Raw genomic sequence first — 23,440 nt, 5'->3', positions numbered from 1 at the left:
ATCGGCGTGCGAAGGATTCTGGCTAACGCGTGGTCAAGCGGCGCAGGCGACCGGGGCCGCACTCAGTGTCACATGACTCTTTGCCGGCTCGCTTTCCAGGTGCGACAGCGAACGCGGCCGGGGGAGGCACAAGTTGATATTCGCGCCCCAGGGCATCGGCCAGAGTGTTCCCGTAGATGGATACCTCGCCGTCGGACCAGCGGACGAAGACATCGTCCTCCCACAGGTTCCCGCCGAACTCCCCGGGGACGATCACGCGTGAGTGCTTCCACAGGTCGTTCGGGCCCTTGATCTTGTTTTCCTGCTTGAGTCCGTTGGCGCCCAGGTCCTCGTAGAGGGTGAGTTCACCGTCCGACCAGCGTACGAACAGGTCGAAGTCGGAGTTGATGGAACCGTCGAAGTCGCCGCCCGCAATGATCGAGGCGTTGTTCTTCCACAAGTCGTTGGGGGCGAGGAGTTTCTGTTCCGCGTGGAAGCCGGAGCCGTCGACGTTGGTGTACTTCGTCACCTCACCGTCCACCCAGCGGACCACCAGGTCGTCGGCCCACGCGTTGCCGCCGTACTTGCCGGTGGCGATGCCCTTGGCGAATTTCCAGGTGGAGCCGGGAGCAGCCACCTTGATCTCGTTCGAGGGGTGCTCGTCGGACGAGGCGGGCAGTTTTGTCTTCTCGTCGATGTCCTTGTAGATCGTGACCTCACCGTCGACCCACTTGACCATGAGGTCGTAGGCGTTGGAGCCCGTGTAGTCGCCGGCGGTGATGACGTCCGCGTAATCGGCCCACAACTTATTGGGCTTCGCCAGTTGGGTTTCGCAGGGCTGGCCCGCGGTGCAGCCGGTGTAGAACCCCTGGGACTGGTCGCCCGGGTAGAGGGTCACCTCGCCGTCCGACCACTTGACGACGAGGTCGCCGTCCTTCGTCTTCTGCGACGAGGTGTGGAACTGACCGGTGGCGGCCGACATGGCATGGCGCCACATTCCGGCATCGCCCATCCCGTCGATCCCCGAGGGCTGGTCCGGCGGGTAGTCGTTCACCGCCTGGTTGTACAGGCGCACCACATCGGCATCGAACTGCGAGGAGTAGGAGATGCTGTCGAGCTTCCCGCCGGTCTTGTAGCCGCCGATGACACCGATGATGTCGCCGCGCTTGCCGTCGAAGTTCCGCAGGAACGGGCCGCCGGACACACCCGGCGCGAACCCGTCACAGGCGATCTCCAGGAATCGGTCGTCGTATGCCTTCGTCTGGGTCGAGGGGCATACCAGCGGAGACTTGGCGGAACCAGGGAAGCCGATCAGGGTGACGTTCTTCTGGTTCAGATTCCCGGTGGCGGGGAGGGTGGTCAGTTCGTTGCCCATCCCCGTGGCGTTCTCCAGGAACTGGCCCTTGGAGTTCGGACCGGTCTTCAAAAAGGCGAAGTCGAGGTCGTCAGCCTTGGCGGGCCCCTGAGAGAGATAGCGTCCGTCGAGCCAGATCTTCCCCGGCTTTATCGGAAAGACGCCGTACGGGGCGATGCCCTTGTGCTTGTCCTTCGGGTCCACCTTCCACCCGGGGGCGAAGGCGAGGTTCCGGAAGCGGTCGTTGTCGTTGAGGCAGTGAGCGGCGGAGATGACCAGTGACTTCGTCGGAGACGCCACGGAGGAGGCGGAGCAGAACTGGTCCCGCATACCGGGGTCGGTCTGCGGGTCGTCGTCCTGGCTGATGAGGAAGACGCCGGTGGTCGCCACGCCCCTGTCGTCGAAGTGGGACGAGGACTTCATCATGTCCCCCAACGACTTCTGTTTCTCGGACCCCTTGTCGGGATTGGCCGGAACGGCCATGGCTATGCGCTCCGGGGTCCAGTACGCCTCGGCGGCCTTGGCTTCCGAGATCTCCTGTGGAGTCGCTCTCGGCCCGTCGGCTGAGGGCGTCGAAGCCTTCGGGGCGGCCGGTTTCGTCGCCTTCCCCGGCTTCGGCGTGACTGCCCCGGGCCTCTTCGTGGGAGCGGCCGGCCGCTGCGGGGGCGCCGTGAGGGATGTCCCGGCGGAGCTGTCCGTAACGGGACGGCCCGAGAAGGAGGGTGAGGGCTCACCGGGAGCGGCTGAGGCCGGGCCGGTGGACGTCAGGATGAGAGCCACCGCTGCCGTACCGAGTACCACGGTACGTGCGGTGGCGTAGATGTTCTTGATCATAAACTTCTTCCCGCTCTGATTCTCGTGTCGTGAGCAGCGCTCGTTGCGTGAAATACGGGAAACTCCCTCGCATTGGCGTTATGTGACATGGGTGCACCTTTCTGATCTGGGCTTTCCGCGGGGCGATACCTGGCGGACGGGTGCGGCGTTCCCGGGCTGTTCGCACCCGGGAACACGCGGCACAGAGGGCGTGGAGAAAGCCGCTGAGGAAGAGAGGATTCCGCCTCTCGCCAAGAGGCTCAGCCGCCTGAAGTCAACGCGACCGGGCGTGCTGCGGCAGGCCGCCTCGGCTGTTCGTCCCCCTGGTTCGAATCCGACAAGTCATCCGCAAGATGTTCCATCCGGTGGATGTCTGAGGATGCCCCGTATAGCAGTCAACAGCCGTATAGATGCTGACGGGGGGCAACATTAAAGGTTCCTAAATGCGTTCTCCAGGAATGGGGGATCTTTGTCCAGAACGATCTCGATGCCGGACCCCGAAGCCGACCTCCACCAGTCCCTTTCCGTAACGTGGAATAGTCGTTTTCGGACGGGAGTGACGGTGTGGCCGGCGCGGATGGGTTGGAGCGGTGTCGCGCTCCCGGGCGCGAGTCACACGGTGAGGGCGCGGCCGGGGTGGCCCGCCGCTCGTGGTGACCGTCGCTCCAGGGGTGTGGCGGCCGCCCTGGCGCGAACAAAACTACCGGCGCTAGTTTAGGGGCGATGACCATCCGGCCGGCGCGGGAGGACCACGACGTGAAGCAGCACGACGCGATGTACATCGACGGAAGCTGGCGGCCCGCCGAGGGCAGCGGGACGATCGAGGTCGTCGACCCGGCCGACGGGCAGGTGATCGCCACCGTCCCGGCCGGCTCGGCGCAGGACGTGGACGCCGCCGTGCGGGCCGCCCGCGCCGCGCTGCCGGGCTGGGCCGCCACCCCGCCCGGGGAGCGGGCGGACCGGCTGGCCGCGCTGCGCGAGCAACTCGCCGGCCGCGCCGAGGAGGTGGCCGCGACCGTCACCGCCGAACTCGGGTCGCCGCTCGCCTTCAGCACGGCGGTGCACGCCGGCATCCCGGTCGCGGTCTGCGGCTCGTACGCCGAACTCGCCCGTACGCACCCCTTCGAGGAGACCCTCGGCAACTCGACCGTGCTGCACGAACCGGTCGGCGTGGTCGGCGCGATCACGCCGTGGAACTACCCGCTCCACCAGATCGTCGCCAAGGTCGCCCCGGCACTCGCGGCCGGCTGCACGGTGGTGCTCAAGCCCGCCGAGGACACCCCGCTGGTCGCCCAGCTGTTCGCGGAGTGCGCCGACGCGGCCGGGATACCCGCCGGCGTCTTCAACCTCGTCACCGGCCTCGGCCCGGTCGCCGGGCAGGCGCTCGCCGAGCACGACGGGGTCGACCTGGTCTCCTTCACCGGCTCGACGGCCGTCGGCAAGCGGATCGGGGCGCTCGCGGGCGCCGCGGTCAAGCCGGTGGCGCTGGAGCTGGGCGGCAAGTCCGCCAATGTCATCCTGCCCGGCGCCGACCTGCCGAAGGCGGTCGCGGTCGGCGTCGCCAACGTCATGGCCAACTCCGGCCAGACGTGCAGCGCCTGGACCCGGATGCTGGTCCACCGGGACCGGTACGCCGAGGCGGTGGAGCTGGCCGCCGCGGCCGCCGCGAAGTACGTCCCCGGCGAGCGGATCGGCCCGCTGGTCAACGCCGTCCAGCGGGACCGGGTGCGCGGCCACATCGAGCGGGGCGTCGCCGAGGGGGCGCGGGTCGTGGCCGGCGGCCCGGAGGCACCCGTCCCCGCCGCCGGCTACTACGTCGCCCCGACCGTCTTCGCTGACGTCACCCCCGAGATGACCATCGCCCAGGAGGAGATCTTCGGCCCGGTCCTGTCGATCCTGAGCTACACGGACGAGGACGACGCCGCCCGGATCGCCAACGAGACCATTTACGGCCTGGCCGGCGCGGTCTGGGCGGCCGACGAGGCCACGGCGGTCGCCTTCGCCCGTCGTCTGCACACCGGGCAGGTCGACATCAACGGCGGCCGCTTCAATCCCCTCGCCCCGTTCGGCGGTTACAAGCAGTCCGGCGTCGGCCGGGAGCTGGGCCCGCACGGCCTGGCCGAGTACCTCCAGACCAAGTCGCTCCAGTTCTGACCCGGCCGGGTGGCGGGGGACCAGCAGCGTCCCCCGCCGCCGCGAGGCCCGCCGCTCGCCCGCCCCCTTTCCCGCCCGCCGCCCCGCGCTCCGAGGAGACCCTGTGGTCCGCGCCGCCGTACTGCCCGCCGTCAACGCCCCCCTGCAGATCACCGAGATCGAGCTGCCCGAGCCCGGCCCCGGCCAGGTCCGTATCCGGCTCGCCGCCGCCGGCGTCTGCCACTCCGACCTCTCGCTGTCCAACGGCACCCTGCGCCAGCCCGCCCCGGCCGTCCTCGGGCACGAGGGCGCGGGCACCGTCACCGCGGTCGGCCCCGAGGTGACCACGGTGGCCCCCGGCGACCAGGTCGTCCTCAACTGGGCGCCGTCCTGTGGCGACTGCCACTTCTGCGGACTGGCCGAGCCCTGGCTGTGCGCCCACTCCGGCCTCGCCGCGAACACCCCGTACGCCAGGCGCGCCGACGACGCCACCGAGCTCTACCCCGGCCTGGGCACCGCCGTGTTCGCCGAGGAGACCGTGGTCTCCGCACGGGCCGCGCTGCCGCTGCCGGACGGGGTGCCGCTCACCGATGCCGCGCTGCTCGGCTGCGCGGTGCTCACCGGCTGGGGCGCCGTGCACCACAGCGCGCGGGTGCGCGCGGGGGAGTCGGTGGCCGTCTTCGGCGTGGGCGGGGTCGGTCTGGCCACGCTCCAGGCGGCACGGATCGCGGGCGCCGGACCGGTCGTGGCCGTGGACGTCTCGCCGGAGAAGGAGGAGCTGGCCCGCTCGGCGGGCGCCACCGAGTTCGTGGTGGCGGGCGAGGACACCGCCAAGCGCGTCCGCAAGCTCACCGGCGGCCTGGGCGCCGATGTCGCCGTGGAGTGCGTGGGCCGCGCCGACACCATCCGTACGGCCTGGTCGGCGACCCGACGCGGCGGCCGCACCACGGTCGTCGGCATCGGCGGCCAGGACCAGCAGGTGTCCTTCTCCGCCCTGGAACTCTTCTACTTCGGCCGCACCCTCTCCGGCTGCGTCTACGGCAACTCCGACCCCGCCCGCGACCTCCCCCTCATCGCCACCCACATCCGCTCCGGCGCCCTCGACCTCTCCACCCTGGTCACCGACCGCATCACCCTCGACGACATCCCGGCCGCCTTCGACGCGATGCCGGCGGGGAAGGGCGGGCGGGCGCTGGTGGTGTTCTAGGGGGTGCAAACGGGCGCTCGGGGCGGGCCCCGCCCCCGCGTTCAGGCGGTGCTCGGATCTCGCGCTGCGTGGTCCGTTGACGGCGTACCGGCTGGTCGGTACGGTCGCTCGGCATCACGGTGCCGCCCCCCGCCCTTCCCGCACCTTTCGGAGTGTGCACGCATGGACCCGGCCCCCTCCGCACCGCACGGCAACACCGGCAATCAGCCCTCCGCCCGCAGCCGTCGCAGAGTCGCCACCGCCGCGGCGCTCGCCTCCGCCGTCGAGTGGTACGACTACTTCGTCTTCGGCATCGCCGCCGCGCTCGTCCTCGGTCCCGCCTTCTTCCCCTCGGGGAACCCGGCGGCCGGGGTGCTCGCCTCCTTCGCGACCTTCGCGGTGGGGTTCCTGGCCCGTCCCGTCGGCGGGGTGCTCGCCGGCCAGCTGGGGGACCGGCGCGGCCGCAAGCCCATGCTGGTGCTCGCGCTGACCGTCATGGGGCTGGCCACCACGGCCATCGGCCTGCTCCCCGCCTACGACACCATCGGGCTGGCCGCGCCGGTCCTGCTGGTCCTGCTGCGGCTGCTCCAGGGCCTCGCGGTCGGCGCCCAGTGGGGCGGCGCGATGCTGATGGCCACCGAATACGCCCCCGAGGGCAAGCGCGGGCTCTACGGCTCGCTGGTGCAACTCGGCGTCCCGCTCGGGGTGGTGACCGCCAACTCCGTCTTCCTGCTGGCCGGTGCGGCGACCAGCGAGCGGTCGTTCGGCACCTGGGGCTGGCGGCTGCCGTTCCTCGTCGGTGTGCTGGTGCTCGTCCTCGCCCGCTACATCCACACCCGGGTCGAGGAGACCCCCGCGTTCCGGGCCGCGGAGGAGAAGCTGGCGGCCACCGAACGGGCCGCCGCTGCGCGCCGTTCACCGCTGCGCGAGATCCTGCGGCACCACCTCGGCACGGTCCTGCTGGCCGGCGGCTCGTTCGCGGTCACCACGGCCACCTTCTACATCCTCATCACCGGCGTCCTGGACTACGCCACCCGTGAGCTGGAGATGCGGCGCACGTCCGTACTGGCCGTCTCGCTGCTGGTCAGCCTCACCCAGCTCGCGCTGATCCCGGCCGCCGCGGCCCTCTCCGACCGGATCGGGCGGCTGCGGGTCTATGCCGCGGGAGCCGTCGGGCTGCTGCTCTGGGTGCTGCCGATGTTCCTGCTCATCGACACCGCGTCGCTGGTGTGGCTGGGCGTCGGCACCTTCGTCGGCAGCTGCTTCCTGAGCATCATGTACGGCCCGCAGGCCGCGCTGTTCGCCGAGCTGTTCACCGCCGAGATGCGCTACACGGGCGCCTCGCTCGGCTACCAGATCAGCGCGATCCTGGGCGGCGGGCTCGCGCCCTTCGTGATGGTGCTGCTCCTGGAGGCGAGCGGCAGCTCGATGGCGGTGGCCGGCTACCTCATGGCGCTGGCCGTCATCGCCCTGGTGTCCATCCGGCTGTTGAGCCGCCGCGCCACGGCGGCCCGCACACCGGGCGGCGGGGGCGAGCCGGGCGGTGGGACGGAGGGGACGGCCGCCAAGGGGTGAGCGGTCGGCGTGCCCTGGCGTCTCGCCAAGGCCCCGGCCCGCCCCGCCGTCAGTGCCCCTCCCGCGGTACGAGGTCCGGGTGCTGGAGAGCCAGTCCGTCGACCAGCGCCTGGAGGCCCGACTCGAACGCGCCCTCGTCCACCTGGCGTTGATGCTCCGCCAGCAGATGGGCCTGGCCGAGGTGGGGGTAGTCGGCCGGGTCGTAGGCGCTCGGGTCGTCGACGAAACCGCGGGCGAACGAGCCCAGCGCGGAACCGGCCACGAAGTAGCGGACCATGGCGCAGACCCGGGTGGCCTGGGCGGGGGGCCAGCCCGCCTCGACCATCCCGCCGAACGCCGCGTCGGCCATCTTCAGGCCGGCCGGCCGGCGGCCGGGACCCTGCGCGAGGAACGGCACGACATGCGGATGGGCGGCGAGCGCCGCGCGGTAGGAGCGGGCCCAGTCCAGCAGCCCGGCGCGCCAGTCGGTGCCCGTCGCGAACGTCGACACATCGACCTGGGCGATGACCGTGTCGGCCACCGCGTCGAGGATCTCGTCCTTGGTCGTGAAGTGGTTGTAGAGGGACGGCCCGCTCACACCCAGCTCCGCCGCCAGGCGCCGGGTGGAGAGCGCCGGCAGCCCCTCGGAGTCGATGAGCGCCAGCGCCGTGGAGACGATGCGCTCGCGGCTCAGAAGGGGCTTGCGGGGTCGGGCCATGACGCACATAGTAGAGGCTTCCCAGCAAAAACTAGCAGTGCTAATTAACTGTTTCCCGTTCACGAGGGGCCCGAGATGGATCTGGAGCTCAGTGCGGAGCAGACCGCGGTGCGGCAGCTCGCCAGGGACTTCACCGACCGCGAGATCACCCCGTACGCCACCGCCTGGGACCGCGCGGAACAGGTCGACCGCGGCATCGTCAAGAAGCTCGGCGACCTCGGCTTCCTCGGCCTCACCGTCCCCGAGGAGTACGGCGGTTCGGGCGGCGACCACCTCTCCTACGTCCTGGTCACCGAGGAACTGGGCCGCGGGGACTCCTCGGTGCGCGGCATCGTCTCGGTATCCCTGGGGCTGGTGGCCAAGACCGTCGCCGCCTGGGGCGACGAGGAGCAGAAGCGGGCGTGGCTGCCGCGGCTCACCTCCGGCGACGCGGTCGGCTGCTTCGGCCTGACGGAGCCGGGGACCGGGTCGGACGCGGCGCAGCTCACCACCCGCGCGGTCCGTGATGGCGACGATTACGTCATCGACGGCACCAAGATGTTCATCACCAACGGGACCTGGGCCGATGTGGTGCTGCTCTTCGCCCGCACCGGCGGCGCCCCCGGCCACCAGGGCATCAGCGCCTTCCTCGTCCCGGCCGGCAGTCCCGGTCTGGAGCGGCGGGAGATCCACGGGAAGCTGGGACTGCGCGGCCAGGCCACCGCGGAGCTGGTGCTGGACGGGGTGCGGGTCCCGGCCTCCGCGATGCTGGGCCCCGAGGGCAAGGGGTTCTCGGTCGCGATGTCCGCGCTGGCCAAGGGGCGGATGTCGGTCGCGGCGGGCTGTGTCGGCATCGCCCAGGCCGCCCTGGACGCCGCGCTCGGGTACGCGGGCGAGCGCGAGCAGTTCGGCAAGCCCATAGCCCGGCACCAGCTGGTGCAGGAGCTGATCAGCGACATCGCCGTGGATGTGGACGCCGCGCGGCTGCTGACCTGGAGGGTCGCCGATCTGATCGACCGCGGTGAGCCGTTCGCCACCGCGGCGTCGAAAGCCAAGCTCTTCGCCTCCGAGGCCGCGGTGCGCGCCGCCAACAACGCCCTCCAGGTGTTCGGCGGCTACGGCTACATCGACGAGTACCCGGTCGGCAAGCTGCTGCGGGACGCCCGGGTGATGACCCTGTACGAGGGCACCAGCCAGATACAGAAACTGGTCATCGGGCGGGCGCTGACGGGGGTCTCCGCCTTCTGACCCGCATGTCCGCGGGGCCGCCGTCCGCACCCCGACGGGCCTAAGCGCTTGCTCAGCGGCGCGATATGGTGTTCGATCCGTCAGAGGAGGGTCCCTGGCGGGTCGAGGAGCGGGGTGCGCGATGGGTGCGGCGGCGGAGCGGGCCAAAGAGGAGAACGAGGAGTGGGCCGGGGTGACCCCGGATGCCGCCCGACGGCTGGTGAGCGCCGCCGTCGAGGCCTTCGCCGAACGCGGCTACCACGCCACCACCACCCGTGACATCGCCGGCCGCGCCGGTATGAGCCCGGCCGCCCTCTACATCCACTACAAGACCAAGGAAGAGCTGCTCTACCGCATCAGCGGCATCGGCCACGAGAAGGCGCTGCGCATCATGGGCGCCGCGGCCGAGGCCGGGGGCAGCGCCGCCGACCGGCTCCGTGACGCCGTCCGCACCTTCGCCCGCTGGCACGCGGAGCACCACACCACCGCCCGGGTCATCCAGTACGAACTCCAGGCGCTGAGCCCCGAGCACTACAGCGAGATCGCCGGACTGCGCCGCCGGACCGACCGGTTGCTGCGGCAGATCATCCAGGACGGCGCGGACAGCGGGGAGTTCCGGGCCGACGACGTGCCGGGCACCACCCTCGCCGTGCTGTCGCTGTGCGTGGACGTCGCCCGCTGGTTCACCTCGGACGGCCCCCGCACCCCCGACGAGGTCGGCACCCTCTACGCCGACCTCGTCCTGCGCATGGTGGGTGCGCCGGCCGCCTAGGGGGTGTCGTTCGGATCATGGCGGGCTCGCGGGGTCTGGCACGCACGCTCGCCGCGTTGTCGTCACTCGCCGACGCTCCGCGTCGACTCCCTCCTCCGCCTTGCGATCGCACGCACCAGACCCCGCTCCCTGATCCGCCCTGATCCAAACGACACCCCCTAGCGCGCCGCCCGCAGGCGGGGCCCGGCCCTACTTCTTGAAGCTCTTCGCCCATTTGCGGGTGGTGGCGACACCGGCCGCCAAGAGGACCAGCCCGATGCAGAAGAGCCACAAGGACCCCAAGGTCGCCCCGACGCCGGTCTCCCGGAAGGGCCGCTCGCTGCCGATCCAGGACTCGGCCACGTCGAGCTTCTCGCCGGCCCGGTAGTCCTCTCATCCGGGCACTCTACGGCTGTCGCGGGCGCTGCTCGCCGCCCCGTGTCCCGGCCCGGCCCTCCCGCTACAGATAGAAGCGGCTGACCGTCTCCGCGACGCAGACCGGCTTGTCGCCGCCCTCGCGTTCGATCGTCACGACCGTGGCGAGCTGGACGCCGCCGGACACCTCGGTCACCTCCGCGATCCTGGCCGTGGCCCGCAGCCGGGAGCCGACCGGCACGGTGGCGGGGAAGCGCACCTTGTTGGTGCCGTAGTTGATGCCCATCTTCACGTTGTCGACCCGCATCAGCTGCGGAACGAGGGCGGGCAGCAGCGACAGCGTCAGATAGCCGTGCGCGATGGTGGTGCCGAAGGGGCCGGCCGCGGCCTTCTCCTGGTCCACGTGAATCCACTGGTGGTCGCCGGTGGCCTCCGCGAACAGGTCGATCCGCTTCTGGTCGACCTCCAGCCAGTCGCTGGTGCCCAGCTCCTCACCGACCGCGGCCCGCAGTTCGTCGAGCGATCCAAACACTCGGGGCTCTGCCATCTCTTGTCTGCCTCCTCGGGATCTGTCCGCCGCCGGCGCACACCGGCCAAAAGCTTACTAAGCGCTTGCTCAGAATGCGGAGTGCGAGCACCCGCTGTCAATGGCCGGACAGGCTCTAGGGTTGCCACGTGCCCCAGCTTCCCCACAAGGTTCATGAGCTCTCCGTCGGCCAGCTCTCCGCGCGGAGCGGCGCCGCGGTGTCCGCACTGCATTTCTACGAGTCCAAGGGGCTGATCAGCAGCACCCGGACGGCGGGCAACCAGCGGCGTTACAGCCGTGACGCACTGCGCCGGGTCGCGTTCGTCCGGGCGGCGCAGCGGGTCGGCATCCCGCTCGCGGTGATCCGTGACGCGCTGGCGGAGCTGCCCGACGAGCGCACCCCCACCCGCACCGACTGGGCCAGGCTCTCCGAGGTGTGGCGCTCTGAGCTGGACGAGCGGATCAGCCAACTCGTGGAGCTGCGCGACCGGCTGACCGACTGCATCGGCTGCGGCTGCCTCTCGCTGGAGAAGTGCGCGCTGTCCAATCCGTACGACAACCTCGGCGAGCAGGGGCCCGGCGCACGGCGGCTGCGGGTCGACCGGGGCGTCAAGGACCCGCAGGGGGCGCAGCGGCGTGCCCGTGGCGAGCAGCGGCCCGGCGGCCCGGCGCCGGAGGAGGAGCCGGCCGGGCCGGACGGGCCGGGGCGCTGCACGGACGGGCGCTGAGCGTGGACGCGCCCGCCCCGGGCCGGGACGGGCGCGCGCACTCAGACGTCCGTCACCACACGGACGGGGTGCGCCCCGCCCATGGGCGGGCCCGCTCCAGCTGTGCCGACAGCGCGATCAGGGTGGCCTCGTCGCCGTAGCGGCCGGCCAGCATCACCCCGATCGGCAGGCCCTCGGAGTTCCACTGCACCGGGACGTTCACCGCGGGCTGGCCGGTGGCGTTGTAGAGCGCGGTGAACGGCGTGAACGCGCCCAGGGCGGCGAACTCGGCCTGGGGGTCGGCGTCATCGCGCAGGGCGCCGACCTCGGCGGGTGGCGCGGCCAGGGTCGGCGAGAGGATCACGTCGTAGCCGCCCGGCGGCATCAGCCCGTCGGCCAGCGACTGGGAGAGCATCCGGAACGCGTACATCGAGCGGGCGAAGTCCGTACCGGAGACCTCGGCGCCGCGGTCGCGCAGATAGCGGGTGAGCGGCATCAGCAGCTCCTCGCCCTCCGGCGGCACGGGGCGGCTGGCGGCCAGCACCGACCAGACGCGGGTGAAGGCGAGCAGGATGCCGTCGTCGGCGGGCAGGGACAACTCCTCGACCTCGTGGCCGAGTCCGGTCAGCAGGGCGGCGGTGTCGGTGGTGGCGGTGCGGCAGTCGGCGTGGACCTCGACACCGGGGACGGGCGCCTCGGTGAGGCAGGCGATCCGCAGCCGTCCCGGCTCGCGCAGGGCGTGTCCGGCGAAGGTCTCGCCGGGCGGCAGCGACGGCGCGGTGAACGGGTCGCCGGGCATCGGCCCGGCCAGGACGTCCAGCAGGGTGGCCGCGTCGGCGACCGTACGGGCCAGCGGGCCCGAGGTGGCCAGGCCCGAGATGTCGTGCAGCAGCGGGCCGCCGCTGATCCGGCCGCGGCTGGGCTTGATGCCGAAGAGCCCGCAGACCGAGGCCGGTATCCGGATCGAGCCGCCGCCGTCACTGGCGTGCGCGACGGGCGCCAGACCGCCGGCCACGGCCGCCGCGGCCCCGCCGCTGGACCCGCCCGCCGAGCGCGTCAGGTCCCACGGGGTACGGGCGGGCGGCGCCAGGCCGTTCTCCGTGTAGCAGGGCAGCCCGAACTCCGGGGTGTTGGTCTTGCCGAGCAGAATCGTGCCGCCCTCGCGCAGCTTGCCGACCAGATGGTCGTCGACGGCCGGCACCTGCGCGGCCAGCGCCCGGGAGCCCATCGTGCAGCGCACCCCGGCGACCTGGTTGAGGTCCTTCACCGGCACCGGAACGCCGTGCAGCGGCGGGAGTTCACGGCCCTCACGGCGGGCCGCGACGGCCTCGCTCTCCGCGTCCGAGGCCTGCTTGCGGGCGAGGTCGGGGGTGCGGGTCAGGAAGGCGCCGAGTGTGTCGTCGAGCCGCTCGATCCGCGCGAGGTAGTGCTCGGTGAGTTCCACGGGGGAGAGCTCCCCGGACCGGATTCCCTGAGCCTGTTCGCGCGCGGTCAGATCGTGCAGTTCGGCCATGGACGTCCACCCTCTCCTACGGGCGCCCGCACGGCCCTGGTGCCACACGGGCGGAAGGGCCGCCGGCCACCGGACGGGACACCGGTGCGGCGGGTCGGCCCGTTGGACAGTTGTTTCAGGTGGCGGGGCGGTTCGTAAAGGCCGTGGAGGAAGCGGAAAGGGACATCTGCCCCGTCCGGGGACGGCCGGCGGCGGGGCGCGGCGCGTGCTCACCACCGGCCCCGCCCGTGACCGCGTCCCGGGCCGGGCGCCGCCGCGTCCCGCGGCGCCCGGCCGGTGCGGGGTCAGGCGGCCGCGAAGGCGTCGGCGGTGTGCAGGCGGCCGGCGGCGGTCAGGGTGTCCGGGGTCAGGACGGAGGCCGGGGCCAGGACGCCGCAGCGGAGGCAGGCCGGGCCGGTCGAGGGGGAGTCGGTGGCCTCGGGGAGCCAGGCGAAGCCGGTGCCGCCGCACACGGGGCAGTCACGGCGCGGCCGTCCCGCCTCCATCGCGGCGATCATGCGGTGCAGCACCACCGCGAGCCGGGCCGCGGGGTGCCGCTGCGGTGACTCGCACGGCACGATGTCGCAGCCGCCCCAGGTCCGGCGGTGCCATTCGTCGAGGGCGCCGGGCTGCCGGATGCCGTCGTGTTTCTCCCGGCGGCGCCGGGCGGCGAACTCCGCCTCGTACGCGAGCCAGAGGGCCCGGGCCTCTTCCAGCTCGGTGAGCGCGGCCACCAGCCGCGCCGGATCGGGATCGCGGTCCTGGGTCGCGATACCGGCCCGGGTGCACAGATGGTGCCAGGTCGCCCGGTGCCCGTAAGGGGCGAAGCGTTCAAGGCACTTGCGCAGGGCGGTGCGTCGCTGGGTGGCGACGAGTCGTGGATTGCGGACCTGTTCTGCGAGGGCTCTGAAACCGGCCATTCATCCCACCTCCGTGGGGAGGACCCGACTGGACGGGGATGGGACGCAGCCGACCCCCATCTGGATCCATCGAATTTTCGTACGGATTGGTTGGCGATGTTCCAAGGTGTCACCGGGGTGCGGGGGCCGAACTCCGTGCGGGAGAAGAAAAGTTGACTGTTGTTCATCTTCCGGCCGGGGATAACCGCCGGTAACGTCCCGCCCGCCCTCCCTCAAGGGGACCCCCATCGAGGAGCTGGAATGCGACGACGTACCGGAAGGCTCAGGACCGCCGCCGCGGCAGCCCTGTTCGCCTTGGGTGCCACGCTCTTGGCACCGCCCCCCACCGTGGCCGCCGCGCCGCGCGACGCCAATGACTACTGCCAGGGGCAGTGCGGCGACATCCTGCCGCCCGGTGCCACCGGCAACGCCACCCTGGTGGAGATCCTCGGCAACAAGCTGTTCGGCACCCACCCCGAGCACTCCACCGACCAGCTCGCCCCCTACGGTGCCCTGGCGAGCGGCTATCAGTCGCTCACCGACGACACCCTCGGCTCCTTCTTCAACGATGCCTCCTTCGGGGTTCCCGCGGACCAGGTGGGCAAGGTCAGCACCCCCCGCGACGACGTGACCATCACCCGCGACAAGAAGACCGGCGTCCCGCATATCAAGGGGACTACCCGCTATGGCACCGAATACGGCGCCGGTTACGCCGCGGGCCAGGACCGGCTCTGGCTGATGGACCTCTTCCGCCACATCGGCCGCGGCGAACTGACCTCCTTCGCCGGCGGCGCGCTCGCCAACCAGGGCCTGGAGCAGCAGTTCTGGCCGCAGGCGCCGTACACCGAGGACGACCTCCAGGCCCAGGTCGACCGGATCAGGGACTCCAACGGCGAGCGCGGCAAACTGGCCATGCAGGACGCCCAGGCCTACGTCGACGGCATCAACGCCTACCGCGAACAGTCCAAGAACGGCCGCTACTTCCCCGGCGAGTACGTGCTCACCGGCCATGTGGACGCGATCACCAACGCCGGTGAGATCAAGCCCTTCAAGCTCACCGACCTGATAGCGCTCGCCTCCGTCGTCGGCGGGCTCTTCGGCAACGGCGGTGGCGGCGAGGTCCCGTCCGCCCTGGCGCTGCTCTCCGCCCAGCAGAAGTACGGCGTCGAGAAGGGCACCGAGGTCTGGGAGTCCTTCCGGGAGCGCAACGACCCCGAGGCCGCCAAGACCCTGCACGACGGCAGCAGCTTCCCGTACGCGGTGAAGCCGGACCGGGCCAAGGGCATGGCGCTGCCGGACCGCGGGTCGGTCACCCCCGAACCGCTGGTCTTCGACCGCACCGGCGCGGCCACCGTCAAGAGCGGGACGCCGCCCCGGGACCCGGTCAAGGCCCCGAAGAAGTACAAGAAGCTGGAGGGCCTCTTCAAGGACGGGGTGCTGCCCGAGGGGAGCTTCGACCCCACCCAGCACCGCGGGATGTCCAACGCCCTGCTGGTGTCCGGCAAGCACACCGCGAGCGGCCACCCGGTCGCCGTCTTCGGCCCGCAGACCGGCTACTTCGCGCCCCAGCTGCTGATGCTCCAGGAGATCCAGGGGCCCGGCATCAGCGCCCGCGGCGCGTCCTTCGCGGGCGTCGGGATGTACGTCCAGCTGGGCCGCGGCCAGGACTACTCCTGGAGCGCCACCTCCGCCGGACAGGACATCACCGACACCTTCGCGGCCGAGCTGTGCAACGCGGACGGCTCCGCGCCCACCAAGGACTCCACCTCCTACCGCTACCGCGGCGCCTGCGTGCCCATGGAGAAGCTGGAGCGCACCAACTCCTGGAAGCCCACCATCGCCGACCCCACGGCGGCCGGTTCCTACCGGATGCAGGTCTTCCGGACCAAGTACGGCGTCGTCACCCACCGCGCGACCCTCGACGGCAAGCCCGTCGCCTACACCGCGCAGCGCTCCACCTACCGCCACGAGGCCGACTCGATCATCGGCTTCCAGATGTTCAACGACCCGTCCTACGTCCGCGACGCCAAGACGTTCCAGCAGGCCGCCGAGCACATCGGCTACGCCTTCAACTGGTTCTACGCCGACTCCCGCGACGTCGCGTACTACAACAGCGGCCTCAACCCGGTCCGCAACCCCGACGTCGACCCGTCCCTGCCCGTCAAGGCGGACGACGCCTACGAGTGGAAGGGCTACGACCCTGATTCCAACGCCACCGAGTACACCCCGCCCGCCCAGCACCCCCAGTCCGTCAACCAGGACTACTACATCTCCTGGAACAACAAGCAGGCCAAGGACTACGACTCGGCGGGCTACGGCAACGGCTCGGTGCACCGCGGCAATCTGCTGGACGACCGGGTGCGTGCGCTGACGAAGGACGGCGGGGTGACCCGGGCGTCGCTCACCCGCGCGATGTCCGAGGCCGCCGTCACCGATCTGCGCGGCGAGGACGTGCTGCCCGAACTCCTGCGGGTGGTGAACAGCAAGCCGGTCACCGACCCGAAGCTGAAGACCGCGGTGCAGCAGCTGGAGGCCTGGCGCAAGGACGGCGCCCAGCGCCGGGAGACCGCCGCCGGCTCCCACACCTACACCCACCCCGACGCGGTGCGCCTGATGGACGCCTGGTGGCCGCTGATGACGGAGGCCGTCTTCAAGCCGGGCCTCGGCGGCGACCTCTACGACGCGCTGCGCGCCAACCTCGGCACCGACGAATCACCGTCGGCCGGCCACGGCCCGACCGGGTCGCACGCCGGATCGGCGTTCCAGTACGGCTGGTGGAGCTACGCGGACAAGGACCTGCGGACGGTGCTCGGCGACAAGGTGGCCGGGCCGCTCGGCCGGACGTTCTGCGGCGACGGTGAGCTGTCCGCCTGCCGCGACACCCTGCTCACCACCCTCCAGCAGGCGAGCGGGAAGACCGCCGCGCAGGTCTACCCCGGCGACGACAGCTGCAAGGCCGGCGACCAGTGGTGCGCGGACGCGATCATCCACCGCACGGTGGGCGGTCTGACCCACGCCACCATCAGCTGGCAGAACCGGCCGACCTACCAGCAGGTCGTGGAGTTCCCGGCCCACCGGTAGGCGCGGAGCGGGACACGGCGAAGGCCCCGGGGCACCCGCCCCGGGGCCTTCGCCGTGTCCGCCCGGTGCCCCGCCGCCCCAACTCCCGTACAGGGAAGCCCGACTGCCCTCGGGGCCGGATGACCCCGCGGGATATGCTGCTGGGTTCTGTACTCCAGGGGAGGGGAATGCGAGGCATGGCCTTGTTAGGTCCACAGCAGTACCCGACGGAGCTGCTGGATACCACCATGGACCAGCTGCGCACACTGATCGTCGTCCACGAGGCGGGCACCGCGCTGGGTGCCGCGCGCCGGCTGGGCCGCGAACAGTCCAGCGTGCAGAAGCAGCTGGACACCATGAACCGCACCTTCGCCGCGCTGTGCGGCGAGGAGCTGGTCCTCAAGCAGGGGCGCGGCAGGGACGCCCTGTTCACCGCGACCGGGGAGGCGCTGGTCGGCCTGGCCCGCCGCACGCTGGGGGAGTGGACGGACGGGGTGCACGACGCCCGCCGCCGGCTCGGCCGGACGCTCTCCGTCGGCACCACCCGCTACACCCTCGGGTTCCTGCTGGACGCGGTGGAACGGGTCACCCAGGACTACGAGCGCGACGACGTCGACCTGAAGGTCACCCATGTCCGCACCGGCGACCTCTTCACCAAGCTGCGCTCCAAGGAACTCGACCTGGTCTGCGGCAGCGTCGTGGTCACCGAGGCCGACGAGGCGGAACTGCTGGCGCCGTACGAGGTCATGGAATGGCGGCGCAGCGGGCTCTCCCTGCTGACGAACCTGCCGCCGGAGCGGCTGCCCGGCACCTCGTTCGACGCCCATGAGCTGGACCGGCTGCCGCTGGTCATCTCGGCGCGGGGCCTGATCGGCCGCTTCCTGACCTCCTGGTACGGCGCCGACTACCGGCAGCGGCTCTCCGTCGCGGCCGAGATCGAGGCCGCGCACTACGGCTTCGAGCTGCTGCGCTCCGGGGTGGTGAGCGGGGCGATGCTGGTCACCCGGGGCATCGGGGAGGCGGCCGCGGACGGGCGGCTCCCGGAGGCCGGCGGGCTGCGCACCCTGGAACTCGTCGGCGAGGTGGGCCCCCGGACCGAGGTGCTGGTCGGCGTCTTCACCCGCCGCGGCGAACGGGACTCCTACGCCCCCGGCCACCCCCTCAACCTCCTGTGGGACGCGCTGTCCCGGGAGAGCGGGCGGTGGTGGCTGAGTTCGTGAGGGCGGGGGCGCCCCGGGCCGGTCGCCCGGGGCGCCTCAGACCAGGTCCCGCTCCCGGGTCTCCGGCAGGGCCAGCACGCACAGCAGCGAGACGACCGCCATCGCGCTGACGTACCAGCCCACCGAGGCCGAGCCGTACGCCGACTGGAGCCGGGTGGCGACCAGCGGGGCCACCGCGCCGCCCAGGACGCCGCCCAGGTTGTAGGCCAGGGAGGCGCCCGAGTAGCGCACCCGCGCGCCGAACAGCTCCGGCAGATAGGCGCCCATCGGGCCGTACACCACGCCCATGCAGAACAGGGCGCCGCCGACGCCGAGGGCGATCAGCACCGGCTGTCCGGTGTCCAGCAGCGGGAAGAGCAGCAGCCCCCACACCGCGGCGAGCGCGCTCCCGGCCAGGATCAGCCTGCGGCGCCCGGCGCCGTCGGAGCGGGTGGCGGCGAGCCAGGTGCCGGCCGCGAGGAAGAGGCAGGCGGTGAGGGAGAGCCCCAGCATGGTGCTGCGGGAGACACCGAGGGTGCCGGTGGCGTAGGAGAGGCAGTAGGTGGTCGCGGTGTAGAAGAGGCCGTACGCGACGACCATCCCGCCCGCGCCCAGCAGCAGTTCGCGCGGATGGCGGCGCAGCACCTCGACGGCGGGCACCTTGCTCGCCTCCTGGGCGTCCAGCACCTTCGCGAAGACCGGCGTCTCACTGATCCTCAGCCGGACGAACAGCCCGACGCCGACCAGCAGGAACGACAGCAGGAACGGCACCCGCCAGCCCCATGAGCGGAAGTCCGCGTCATCGAGCCCGGACGACAGCAGCCAGAACACCCCGGTCGCCGCGAAGAACCCGACGGACGGGCCGAGTTGGGGGAACGCCGCATACAGCCCGCGGCGCCCGCGCGGTGCGTGCTCGACGGCGAGCAGCGCGGCCCCGCCCCACTCCCCGCCCAGCCCGATGCCCTGGAGGAAGCGCAGCGCGATCAGCAGCAGCGGCGCCCAGACGCCCCAGGTGCCGTACCCCGGGAGCAGTCCGACGCACGCCGTCGACAGCCCCATCAGCAGCAGCGACGCGACCAGGACGGACTTACGGCCCACCCGGTCGCCGAAGTGCCCGAAGACCACCGAGCCGAGGGGCCGCGCGACGAACGCCACCGCGTAGGTGGAGAAGGACGCGAGGGTGGCGTTGACGGGGTCGAGCGTCGGGAAGAACGCCTGGTTGAGGACGAGCGCGGCGGCCGTCCCGTAGATGTAGAAGTCGTAGAACTCGATGGCCGTCCCGATGAACGAGGCCACCGCCACCCGGCGCAGGCTCTCGCCGCCGCTGGTCCCGTCGGTCTTCGCCGGCACCCCGGCCGTCGTCTGCGCTGCTGTCGCGTCACTGCTCACCAGCGCACTTTCCGGCTCGGTGTAGGGGCCAGTCAAGAGGCGAGACGGCCTGTCCCGGTTCCTGAGACCGGGGCCGGCCCGGGCCCCGACCGGCCCAACGCCCGTTACGCGTACCGCAGATACCGCCGCCGCACCGCACGGAAGCCCTTCAGGCCCTCCTGCCAGGCGGCCACGATCTCGTCCGGCCCGGCGCCCGCGTCGATCATCGTCCGTACCGTCGACGACCCGGTCAGGCGGTCGATGTTGTGGTCCGGGCGCCAGGCGAAGCCGGGCCAGACCCGCTTGGCGGTCACCAGGAGGCCGATGCCGGTGCGCACCGGGTCGAAGGCCGCGCGGTCGTGGACGTGCAGCTGGACGCCGCCGATGGTCCTGCCCTGGAACTTGGAGAAGGTGGGGGCGAAGTAGGCCTCCCTGAAGTGCACTCCGGGCAGGCCCAGTGCGGTGACCGCGGCGGCCCAGTGCCGGTCGATGCCGTCGGCGCCCAGCAGTTCGAAGGGGCGGGTGGTGCCGCGCCCCTCGGAGAGGTTGGTGCCCTCGAAGAGGCAGGTGCCCGCGTAGACGAGGGCGGTGTCGGGGGTGGGCATGTTGGGGCTCGGCGGGACCCAGGGGAGCCGGGTGGCGTCGTGGAAGTCGGTGCGCCGCCAGCCGGTCATCCGCACGGTCTCCAGCTCCACCGGGCGCCCGGCGGCCTGCGGGACGAACTCGCCGTTGAACAGCAGCGCCAGCTCCGCGACCGTCATCCCGTGCGCCTGCGCGATCGGCTCCCGGCCGACGAACGAGGCATAGGCCTTGTCGAGTACCGGGCCGGTGGCCGCGCGGCCGGTGACCGGGTTCGGCCGGTCGAGGACGAGGAACCGCTTGCCGGCCAGGACCGCCGCCACCATGCAGTCGTACAGCGTCCAGATGTAGGTGTAGAAGCGGGCGCCGACGTCCTGGATGTCGAAGACGACGGTGTCCACACCGGAGGCGGTGAAGATGTCGGCGAGGGCCTGGCCGCTCTTGTTGTAGGTGTCGTAGACCGGCAGCCCGGTGGCCGGATCGTCGTAGCGGCCCTCGGAGCCGCCGGCCTGCGCGGTGCCCCGGAAGCCGTGCTCGGGGCCGAAGACGGCGGTCAGCCGCACCCGGTCGTCGGCGTGCATCACGTCCACGATGTGCCGCAACTCCGCGGTGACGCCGGTGGGGTTGGTGACGATGCCGACCCGCCGGCCGGCCAGGAGGCGGTAGCCGTCGGCGGCCAGCCGGTCGAAGCCGGTGCGCACCCGGGGCCCGCCGTCGTGGTCCGGTCGCTCGGCCCGCGCGGCTCCGGCCCCCGAGGCCAGGGCCGCGCCCGCCGCGCCGGTCGCCGCCAGCCGCCCGAGCAGTACGCGTCTCGACAGAGCCATCCGCCCACCTCCGTGATCGCCGACCAACCGGTCCGTGCCGTGCGCACGCTAGCCCCACGGGGGCCATCCAGGAACAGGGCGGGCCGAGGCGGAAAGGACTCTTCCGCCGGGACATACCGACTGGTTAGTCTGCCGTAGGCCGAACCGACCCGACCGAGGGAGATCCAGCGTGGCAGCCGTACGGGACAAGAGCGTGGTCGTGACCGGGGCGGGCGGGGGGATCGGCGCCGCGCTGGCCCGCCGGTTCGCCGCCGAGGGCGCCCGGGTCGTGGTCAACGACCTGGACGAGGCGAAGGCGAAGCGGACCGCTGACGAGATCGGCGCGGTCGCGGTCGGCGGGGACGCCTCCACCGTCGTCCCGGCCGCCCGCGAGGCGCTCGGCGGCGCCATCGACGTCTTCTGCGCCAACGCCGGGGTCGGCACCGGCGGCGGGCCCGAGGCGTCCGAGGAGGACTGGGAGCTGGCCTGGGACGTCAATGTCATGGCACATGTCCGGGCCGCCCGTGAGCTGGTGCCGGAGTGGCTGGAGCGCGGCAGCGGCCGCTTCGTCTCCACGGTGTCCGCGGCCGGCCTGCTCACCATGGTCGCCGCCGCCCCGTACAGCGTCACCAAGCACGGTGCCTACGCCTTCGCCGAGTGGCTCTCGCTGACCTACCGGCACCGCGGTATCGACGTCCACGCCATCTGCCCCCAGGGCGTCCGCACCGACATGCTGGCCGCCACCGGGACGGCCGGGGACCTCGTGCTCACCCCGACCGCCGTGGAGCCCGAGGACGTCGCCGAGGCGCTCTTCGCGGCCATGGCGGAGGGCCGCTTCCTGGTCCTGCCGCACCCGGAGGTCGCGGACTACTACGCCACGCGTGCCGCCGAACCCGACCGCTGGCTGACCGGGATGAACCACCTCCAGCAGAAGCTGGAGCAGGCCGAGGGGCGCTCCTAGCAGGCCGGCCGGCGACCCCGGTCGCCCACCCCACCGCACCTCAGCCGTTTCCCCGCAGGGATGATCGGGCGATCAGGAAGAAAGGGCCGCACCTCGATGACCTCCTACCAGGACAAGCCGTGGCTGGCACAGCTCACCGACGCCCAGCGCGCCCCCGTGCAGCCGCCCCCCTCGGCGCTGCACGCCTTCCGGACCGCGGTGGCCCGGGTCCCCGACCGTACGGCGCTCGCCTACTTCGACGGCCGGCTGTCCTACGCGGAGACCGACGCGCTCTCCGACGGCATCGCCGCCCACCTCGCCGAGCGCGGCTTCCGGCGGGGCGACCGGGCCGCGGTCATGCTGCAGAACACCCCGCACTTCGTGCTCGCCCTGCTCGGCGTGTGGAAGGCGGGCGGGGTGGTGGTGCCCGTCAACCCCATGTACAAGTCCGCCGAGATGCGGCACATCCTGGACGACGCCGAGGTCACCGCGGTCATCTGCGCCGACCGCGCCTGGGACGGCTTCCTGCGCGCCACCGCCGCCGGGGCGCCGTCCGTACGCATCGTGCTCACCGCCCATGAGGGGGATCTGCAGACCCGCGACGACCGGCGGGTGCTGCACGGCGAGCGGCTCGGGCCGCAGCAGGACGCCGACGATCTGCTGGCCGTGGCCCGTCAGGCGCGGACCCGGGCGGCGCCCGCCGGCCCGGAGTTCGCCGCCGGCGACCTCGCGCTGATCAGCTACACCTCGGGTACCAGCGGCACCCCCAAGGGCGCCACCAACACCCACGGCAACATCACCTACAACGCCGAACGCCAGCGCACCGGCCTGGGCCTCCCCGACGGCGCCACCTACTTCGCGCTCGCCCCGCTCTTCCACATCACCGGCATGGTCTGCGAACTGGCGGCCTGTATCGCCAACCGGGGCACCCTCGTGCTCGCCTACCGCTTCGAGGCGGGCGTCGTCCTGGACGCCTTCCTGGAGCACCGCCCCGCCTACACGGTCGGCCCGTCGACCGCCTACATGGCGCTGATGGCGCACCCCGAGGTCACCCGCGACCACTTCGCGTCGTTCCGGACCATGTCCTCCGGCGGTGCGCCGCTGCCGCCCGCGCTCGTCGAGAAGTTCCGTACCGGTTTCGGGCCCTATGTCCACAACGGCTACGGCCTGACCGAGTGCACCGCCCCCTGCGCCAGCGTCCCGCCGGGCCGGGAGGCGCCGGTCGACAAGGTCTCCGGCACGCTCGCCGTCGGCGTCCCCGGCCCCGACACCGTCGTCCGGATCATCGGCGAGGACGGCCGGGACCTGCCGTTCGGCGAGCAGGGCGAGATCGCGGTCCGCGGCCCCCAGGTCGTCCCGGGCTACTGGCGCCGCCCCGACGCCACCGCCGAGGCGCTCCCCGGCGGCGAACTGCGGACCGGCGACATCGGCTTCATGGACACCGACGGCTGGCTCTACGTCGTCGACCGCAAGAAGGACATGATCAACGCGTCCGGCTTCAAGGTCTGGCCCCGCGAGGTCGAGGACGTGCTCTACGGCCACCCCGCGGTGCGTGAGGCGGCGGTGGTCGGGGTGCCCGACGCCTACCGCGGCGAGTCGGTGAAGGCGTACGTCAGCCTGCGGCCCGGCGCCTTGGCGGAACCCGCCGAGCTGGCCGCCTACTGCAAGGAACGGCTGGCGGCGTACAAATATCCCCGTGCGGTGGAGATCCTGGCCGAGCTTCCCAAGACCACGAGTGGCAAGATCCTCCGACGGGAGCTGCGCCACCGCGCATGACGAGCACGAAGGACAGGTGAGG

Annotated in this window: 18 protein-coding genes; 10 read left to right on the top strand and 8 right to left on the bottom strand. The window is 72.0% G+C overall.

Translation table 11 applies throughout. The features are described from left to right. Positions 1-22: 22 nt before the first annotated feature. Positions 23-1,816 carry a hypothetical protein gene (locus tag ACWC9R_RS16895; RefSeq protein ID WP_450732265.1) on the bottom strand — a complete coding sequence of 598 codons (1,794 nt, stop codon included), beginning with the start codon at positions 1,814-1,816 and terminating at the stop codon, positions 23-25. 1,086 nt (positions 1,817-2,902) lie between these two features. Between ACWC9R_RS16895 and ACWC9R_RS16890 the strand changes: the two genes are divergently transcribed. The 3 genes from ACWC9R_RS16890 (at position 2,903) to ACWC9R_RS16880 (ending at position 7,040) form a co-directional block, all read left to right on the top strand. After that, entirely contained in the window at positions 2,903-4,300 is a 1,398-nt protein-coding gene (locus ACWC9R_RS16890; protein WP_450732370.1) for an aldehyde dehydrogenase family protein, read from the top strand. A gap of 103 nt (positions 4,301-4,403) precedes the next feature. Further along, positions 4,404-5,486, top strand: coding sequence for a Zn-dependent alcohol dehydrogenase (locus ACWC9R_RS16885; RefSeq protein WP_450732263.1), 1,083 nt, complete (start codon positions 4,404-4,406; stop codon positions 5,484-5,486). A gap of 162 nt (positions 5,487-5,648) precedes the next feature. Beyond that, positions 5,649-7,040 (top strand): MFS transporter, encoded by a 1,392-nt coding sequence (locus ACWC9R_RS16880; RefSeq protein ID WP_450732262.1) that lies wholly within the window; start codon positions 5,649-5,651, stop codon positions 7,038-7,040. A gap of 49 nt (positions 7,041-7,089) precedes the next feature. On the opposite strand, the gene ACWC9R_RS16875 is transcribed toward ACWC9R_RS16880, so the two are convergent. Beyond that, positions 7,090-7,737, bottom strand: a complete 648-nt coding sequence (locus ACWC9R_RS16875; protein ID WP_450732260.1) for a TetR/AcrR family transcriptional regulator — start codon at positions 7,735-7,737, stop codon at positions 7,090-7,092. 75 nt (positions 7,738-7,812) lie between these two features. Between ACWC9R_RS16875 and ACWC9R_RS16870 the strand changes: the two genes are divergently transcribed. Next, positions 7,813-8,964: an acyl-CoA dehydrogenase family protein gene (locus tag ACWC9R_RS16870; protein WP_450732259.1), complete on the top strand. Its 1,152-nt coding sequence runs from the start codon at positions 7,813-7,815 to the stop codon at positions 8,962-8,964. A gap of 121 nt (positions 8,965-9,085) precedes the next feature. Further along, entirely contained in the window at positions 9,086-9,715 is a 630-nt protein-coding gene (locus ACWC9R_RS16865; RefSeq protein WP_450732258.1) for a TetR/AcrR family transcriptional regulator, read from the top strand. Positions 9,716-9,904: 189 nt separating this feature from the next. Here ACWC9R_RS16865 and ACWC9R_RS16860 read toward each other — a convergent pair whose 3' ends face one another. Beyond that, the gene (locus ACWC9R_RS16860) at positions 9,905-10,057 is read right to left on the bottom strand and encodes a hypothetical protein (protein WP_450732256.1); all 153 of its coding nucleotides are present in this window, start codon (positions 10,055-10,057) and stop codon (positions 9,905-9,907) included. A 97-nt stretch (positions 10,058-10,154) separates the two neighbouring features. Next, positions 10,155-10,616, bottom strand: coding sequence for a MaoC family dehydratase (locus ACWC9R_RS16855; protein ID WP_393360820.1), 462 nt, complete (start codon positions 10,614-10,616; stop codon positions 10,155-10,157). A gap of 128 nt (positions 10,617-10,744) precedes the next feature. Between ACWC9R_RS16855 and soxR the strand changes: the two genes are divergently transcribed. Then, positions 10,745-11,323 (top strand): redox-sensitive transcriptional activator SoxR, encoded by a 579-nt coding sequence (soxR, locus tag ACWC9R_RS16850; protein WP_450732255.1) that lies wholly within the window; start codon positions 10,745-10,747, stop codon positions 11,321-11,323. A 52-nt stretch (positions 11,324-11,375) separates the two neighbouring features. On the opposite strand, the gene ACWC9R_RS16845 is transcribed toward soxR, so the two are convergent. Then, positions 11,376-12,815 carry an amidase gene (locus tag ACWC9R_RS16845; protein WP_450732253.1) on the bottom strand — a complete coding sequence of 480 codons (1,440 nt, stop codon included), beginning with the start codon at positions 12,813-12,815 and terminating at the stop codon, positions 11,376-11,378. A 284-nt stretch (positions 12,816-13,099) separates the two neighbouring features. After that, positions 13,100-13,714 carry a hypothetical protein gene (locus ACWC9R_RS16840; RefSeq protein ID WP_450732252.1) on the bottom strand — a complete coding sequence of 205 codons (615 nt, stop codon included), beginning with the start codon at positions 13,712-13,714 and terminating at the stop codon, positions 13,100-13,102. A gap of 240 nt (positions 13,715-13,954) precedes the next feature. Here ACWC9R_RS16840 and ACWC9R_RS16835 point away from each other — a divergent pair, with 240 nt between their 5' ends. Beyond that, the gene (locus ACWC9R_RS16835; RefSeq protein WP_450732250.1) at positions 13,955-16,774 is read left to right on the top strand and encodes a penicillin acylase family protein; all 2,820 of its coding nucleotides are present in this window, start codon (positions 13,955-13,957) and stop codon (positions 16,772-16,774) included. Between the two features lie 176 nt (positions 16,775-16,950). Further along, the gene (locus ACWC9R_RS16830; protein ID WP_450732248.1) at positions 16,951-17,973 is read left to right on the top strand and encodes a LysR family transcriptional regulator; all 1,023 of its coding nucleotides are present in this window, start codon (positions 16,951-16,953) and stop codon (positions 17,971-17,973) included. Positions 17,974-18,009: 36 nt separating this feature from the next. On the opposite strand, the gene ACWC9R_RS16825 is transcribed toward ACWC9R_RS16830, so the two are convergent. After that, positions 18,010-19,341 (bottom strand): MFS transporter, encoded by a 1,332-nt coding sequence (locus tag ACWC9R_RS16825; RefSeq protein WP_450732246.1) that lies wholly within the window; start codon positions 19,339-19,341, stop codon positions 18,010-18,012. A 104-nt stretch (positions 19,342-19,445) separates the two neighbouring features. Continuing rightward, a complete protein-coding gene (locus ACWC9R_RS16820) occupies positions 19,446-20,723 on the bottom strand; it encodes an exo-beta-N-acetylmuramidase NamZ family protein (RefSeq protein ID WP_450732245.1) in 1,278 nt (425 codons plus the stop codon). Between the two features lie 169 nt (positions 20,724-20,892). Between ACWC9R_RS16820 and ACWC9R_RS16815 the strand changes: the two genes are divergently transcribed. After that, the gene (locus tag ACWC9R_RS16815) at positions 20,893-21,663 is read left to right on the top strand and encodes an SDR family oxidoreductase (RefSeq protein WP_450732243.1); all 771 of its coding nucleotides are present in this window, start codon (positions 20,893-20,895) and stop codon (positions 21,661-21,663) included. Between the two features lie 96 nt (positions 21,664-21,759). Continuing rightward, positions 21,760-23,418: an AMP-binding protein gene (locus tag ACWC9R_RS16810; RefSeq protein WP_450732241.1), complete on the top strand. Its 1,659-nt coding sequence runs from the start codon at positions 21,760-21,762 to the stop codon at positions 23,416-23,418. Positions 23,419-23,440 lie beyond the last annotated feature (22 nt).

Source organism: Streptomyces sp. NPDC001219 (assembly GCF_053597915.1).
The sequence above is the reverse complement of the archived record's forward strand: the minus strand, read 5'-3'. Positions and strand labels throughout refer to the sequence as shown.

Coding starts and splice junctions, on each gene's coding strand:
- ACWC9R_RS16895 (WP_450732265.1), bottom strand. CDS start 1,816: ATGGCCGTTCCGGCCAATCCCGACAAGGGGTCCGAGAAACAGAAGTCG.
- ACWC9R_RS16880 (WP_450732262.1), top strand. CDS start 5,649: ATGGACCCGGCCCCCTCCGCACCGCACGGCAACACCGGCAATCAGCCC.
- ACWC9R_RS16875 (WP_450732260.1), bottom strand. CDS start 7,737: ATGGCCCGACCCCGCAAGCCCCTTCTGAGCCGCGAGCGCATCGTCTCC.
- ACWC9R_RS16870 (WP_450732259.1), top strand. CDS start 7,813: ATGGATCTGGAGCTCAGTGCGGAGCAGACCGCGGTGCGGCAGCTCGCC.
- ACWC9R_RS16865 (WP_450732258.1), top strand. CDS start 9,086: ATGGGTGCGGCGGCGGAGCGGGCCAAAGAGGAGAACGAGGAGTGGGCC.
- ACWC9R_RS16855 (WP_393360820.1), bottom strand. CDS start 10,616: ATGGCAGAGCCCCGAGTGTTTGGATCGCTCGACGAACTGCGGGCCGCG.
- ACWC9R_RS16845 (WP_450732253.1), bottom strand. CDS start 12,815: ATGGCCGAACTGCACGATCTGACCGCGCGCGAACAGGCTCAGGGAATC.
- ACWC9R_RS16840 (WP_450732252.1), bottom strand. CDS start 13,714: ATGGCCGGTTTCAGAGCCCTCGCAGAACAGGTCCGCAATCCACGACTC.
- ACWC9R_RS16835 (WP_450732250.1), top strand. CDS start 13,955: ATGCGACGACGTACCGGAAGGCTCAGGACCGCCGCCGCGGCAGCCCTG.
- ACWC9R_RS16830 (WP_450732248.1), top strand. CDS start 16,951: ATGGCCTTGTTAGGTCCACAGCAGTACCCGACGGAGCTGCTGGATACC.
- ACWC9R_RS16820 (WP_450732245.1), bottom strand. CDS start 20,723: ATGGCTCTGTCGAGACGCGTACTGCTCGGGCGGCTGGCGGCGACCGGC.
- ACWC9R_RS16810 (WP_450732241.1), top strand. CDS start 21,760: ATGACCTCCTACCAGGACAAGCCGTGGCTGGCACAGCTCACCGACGCC.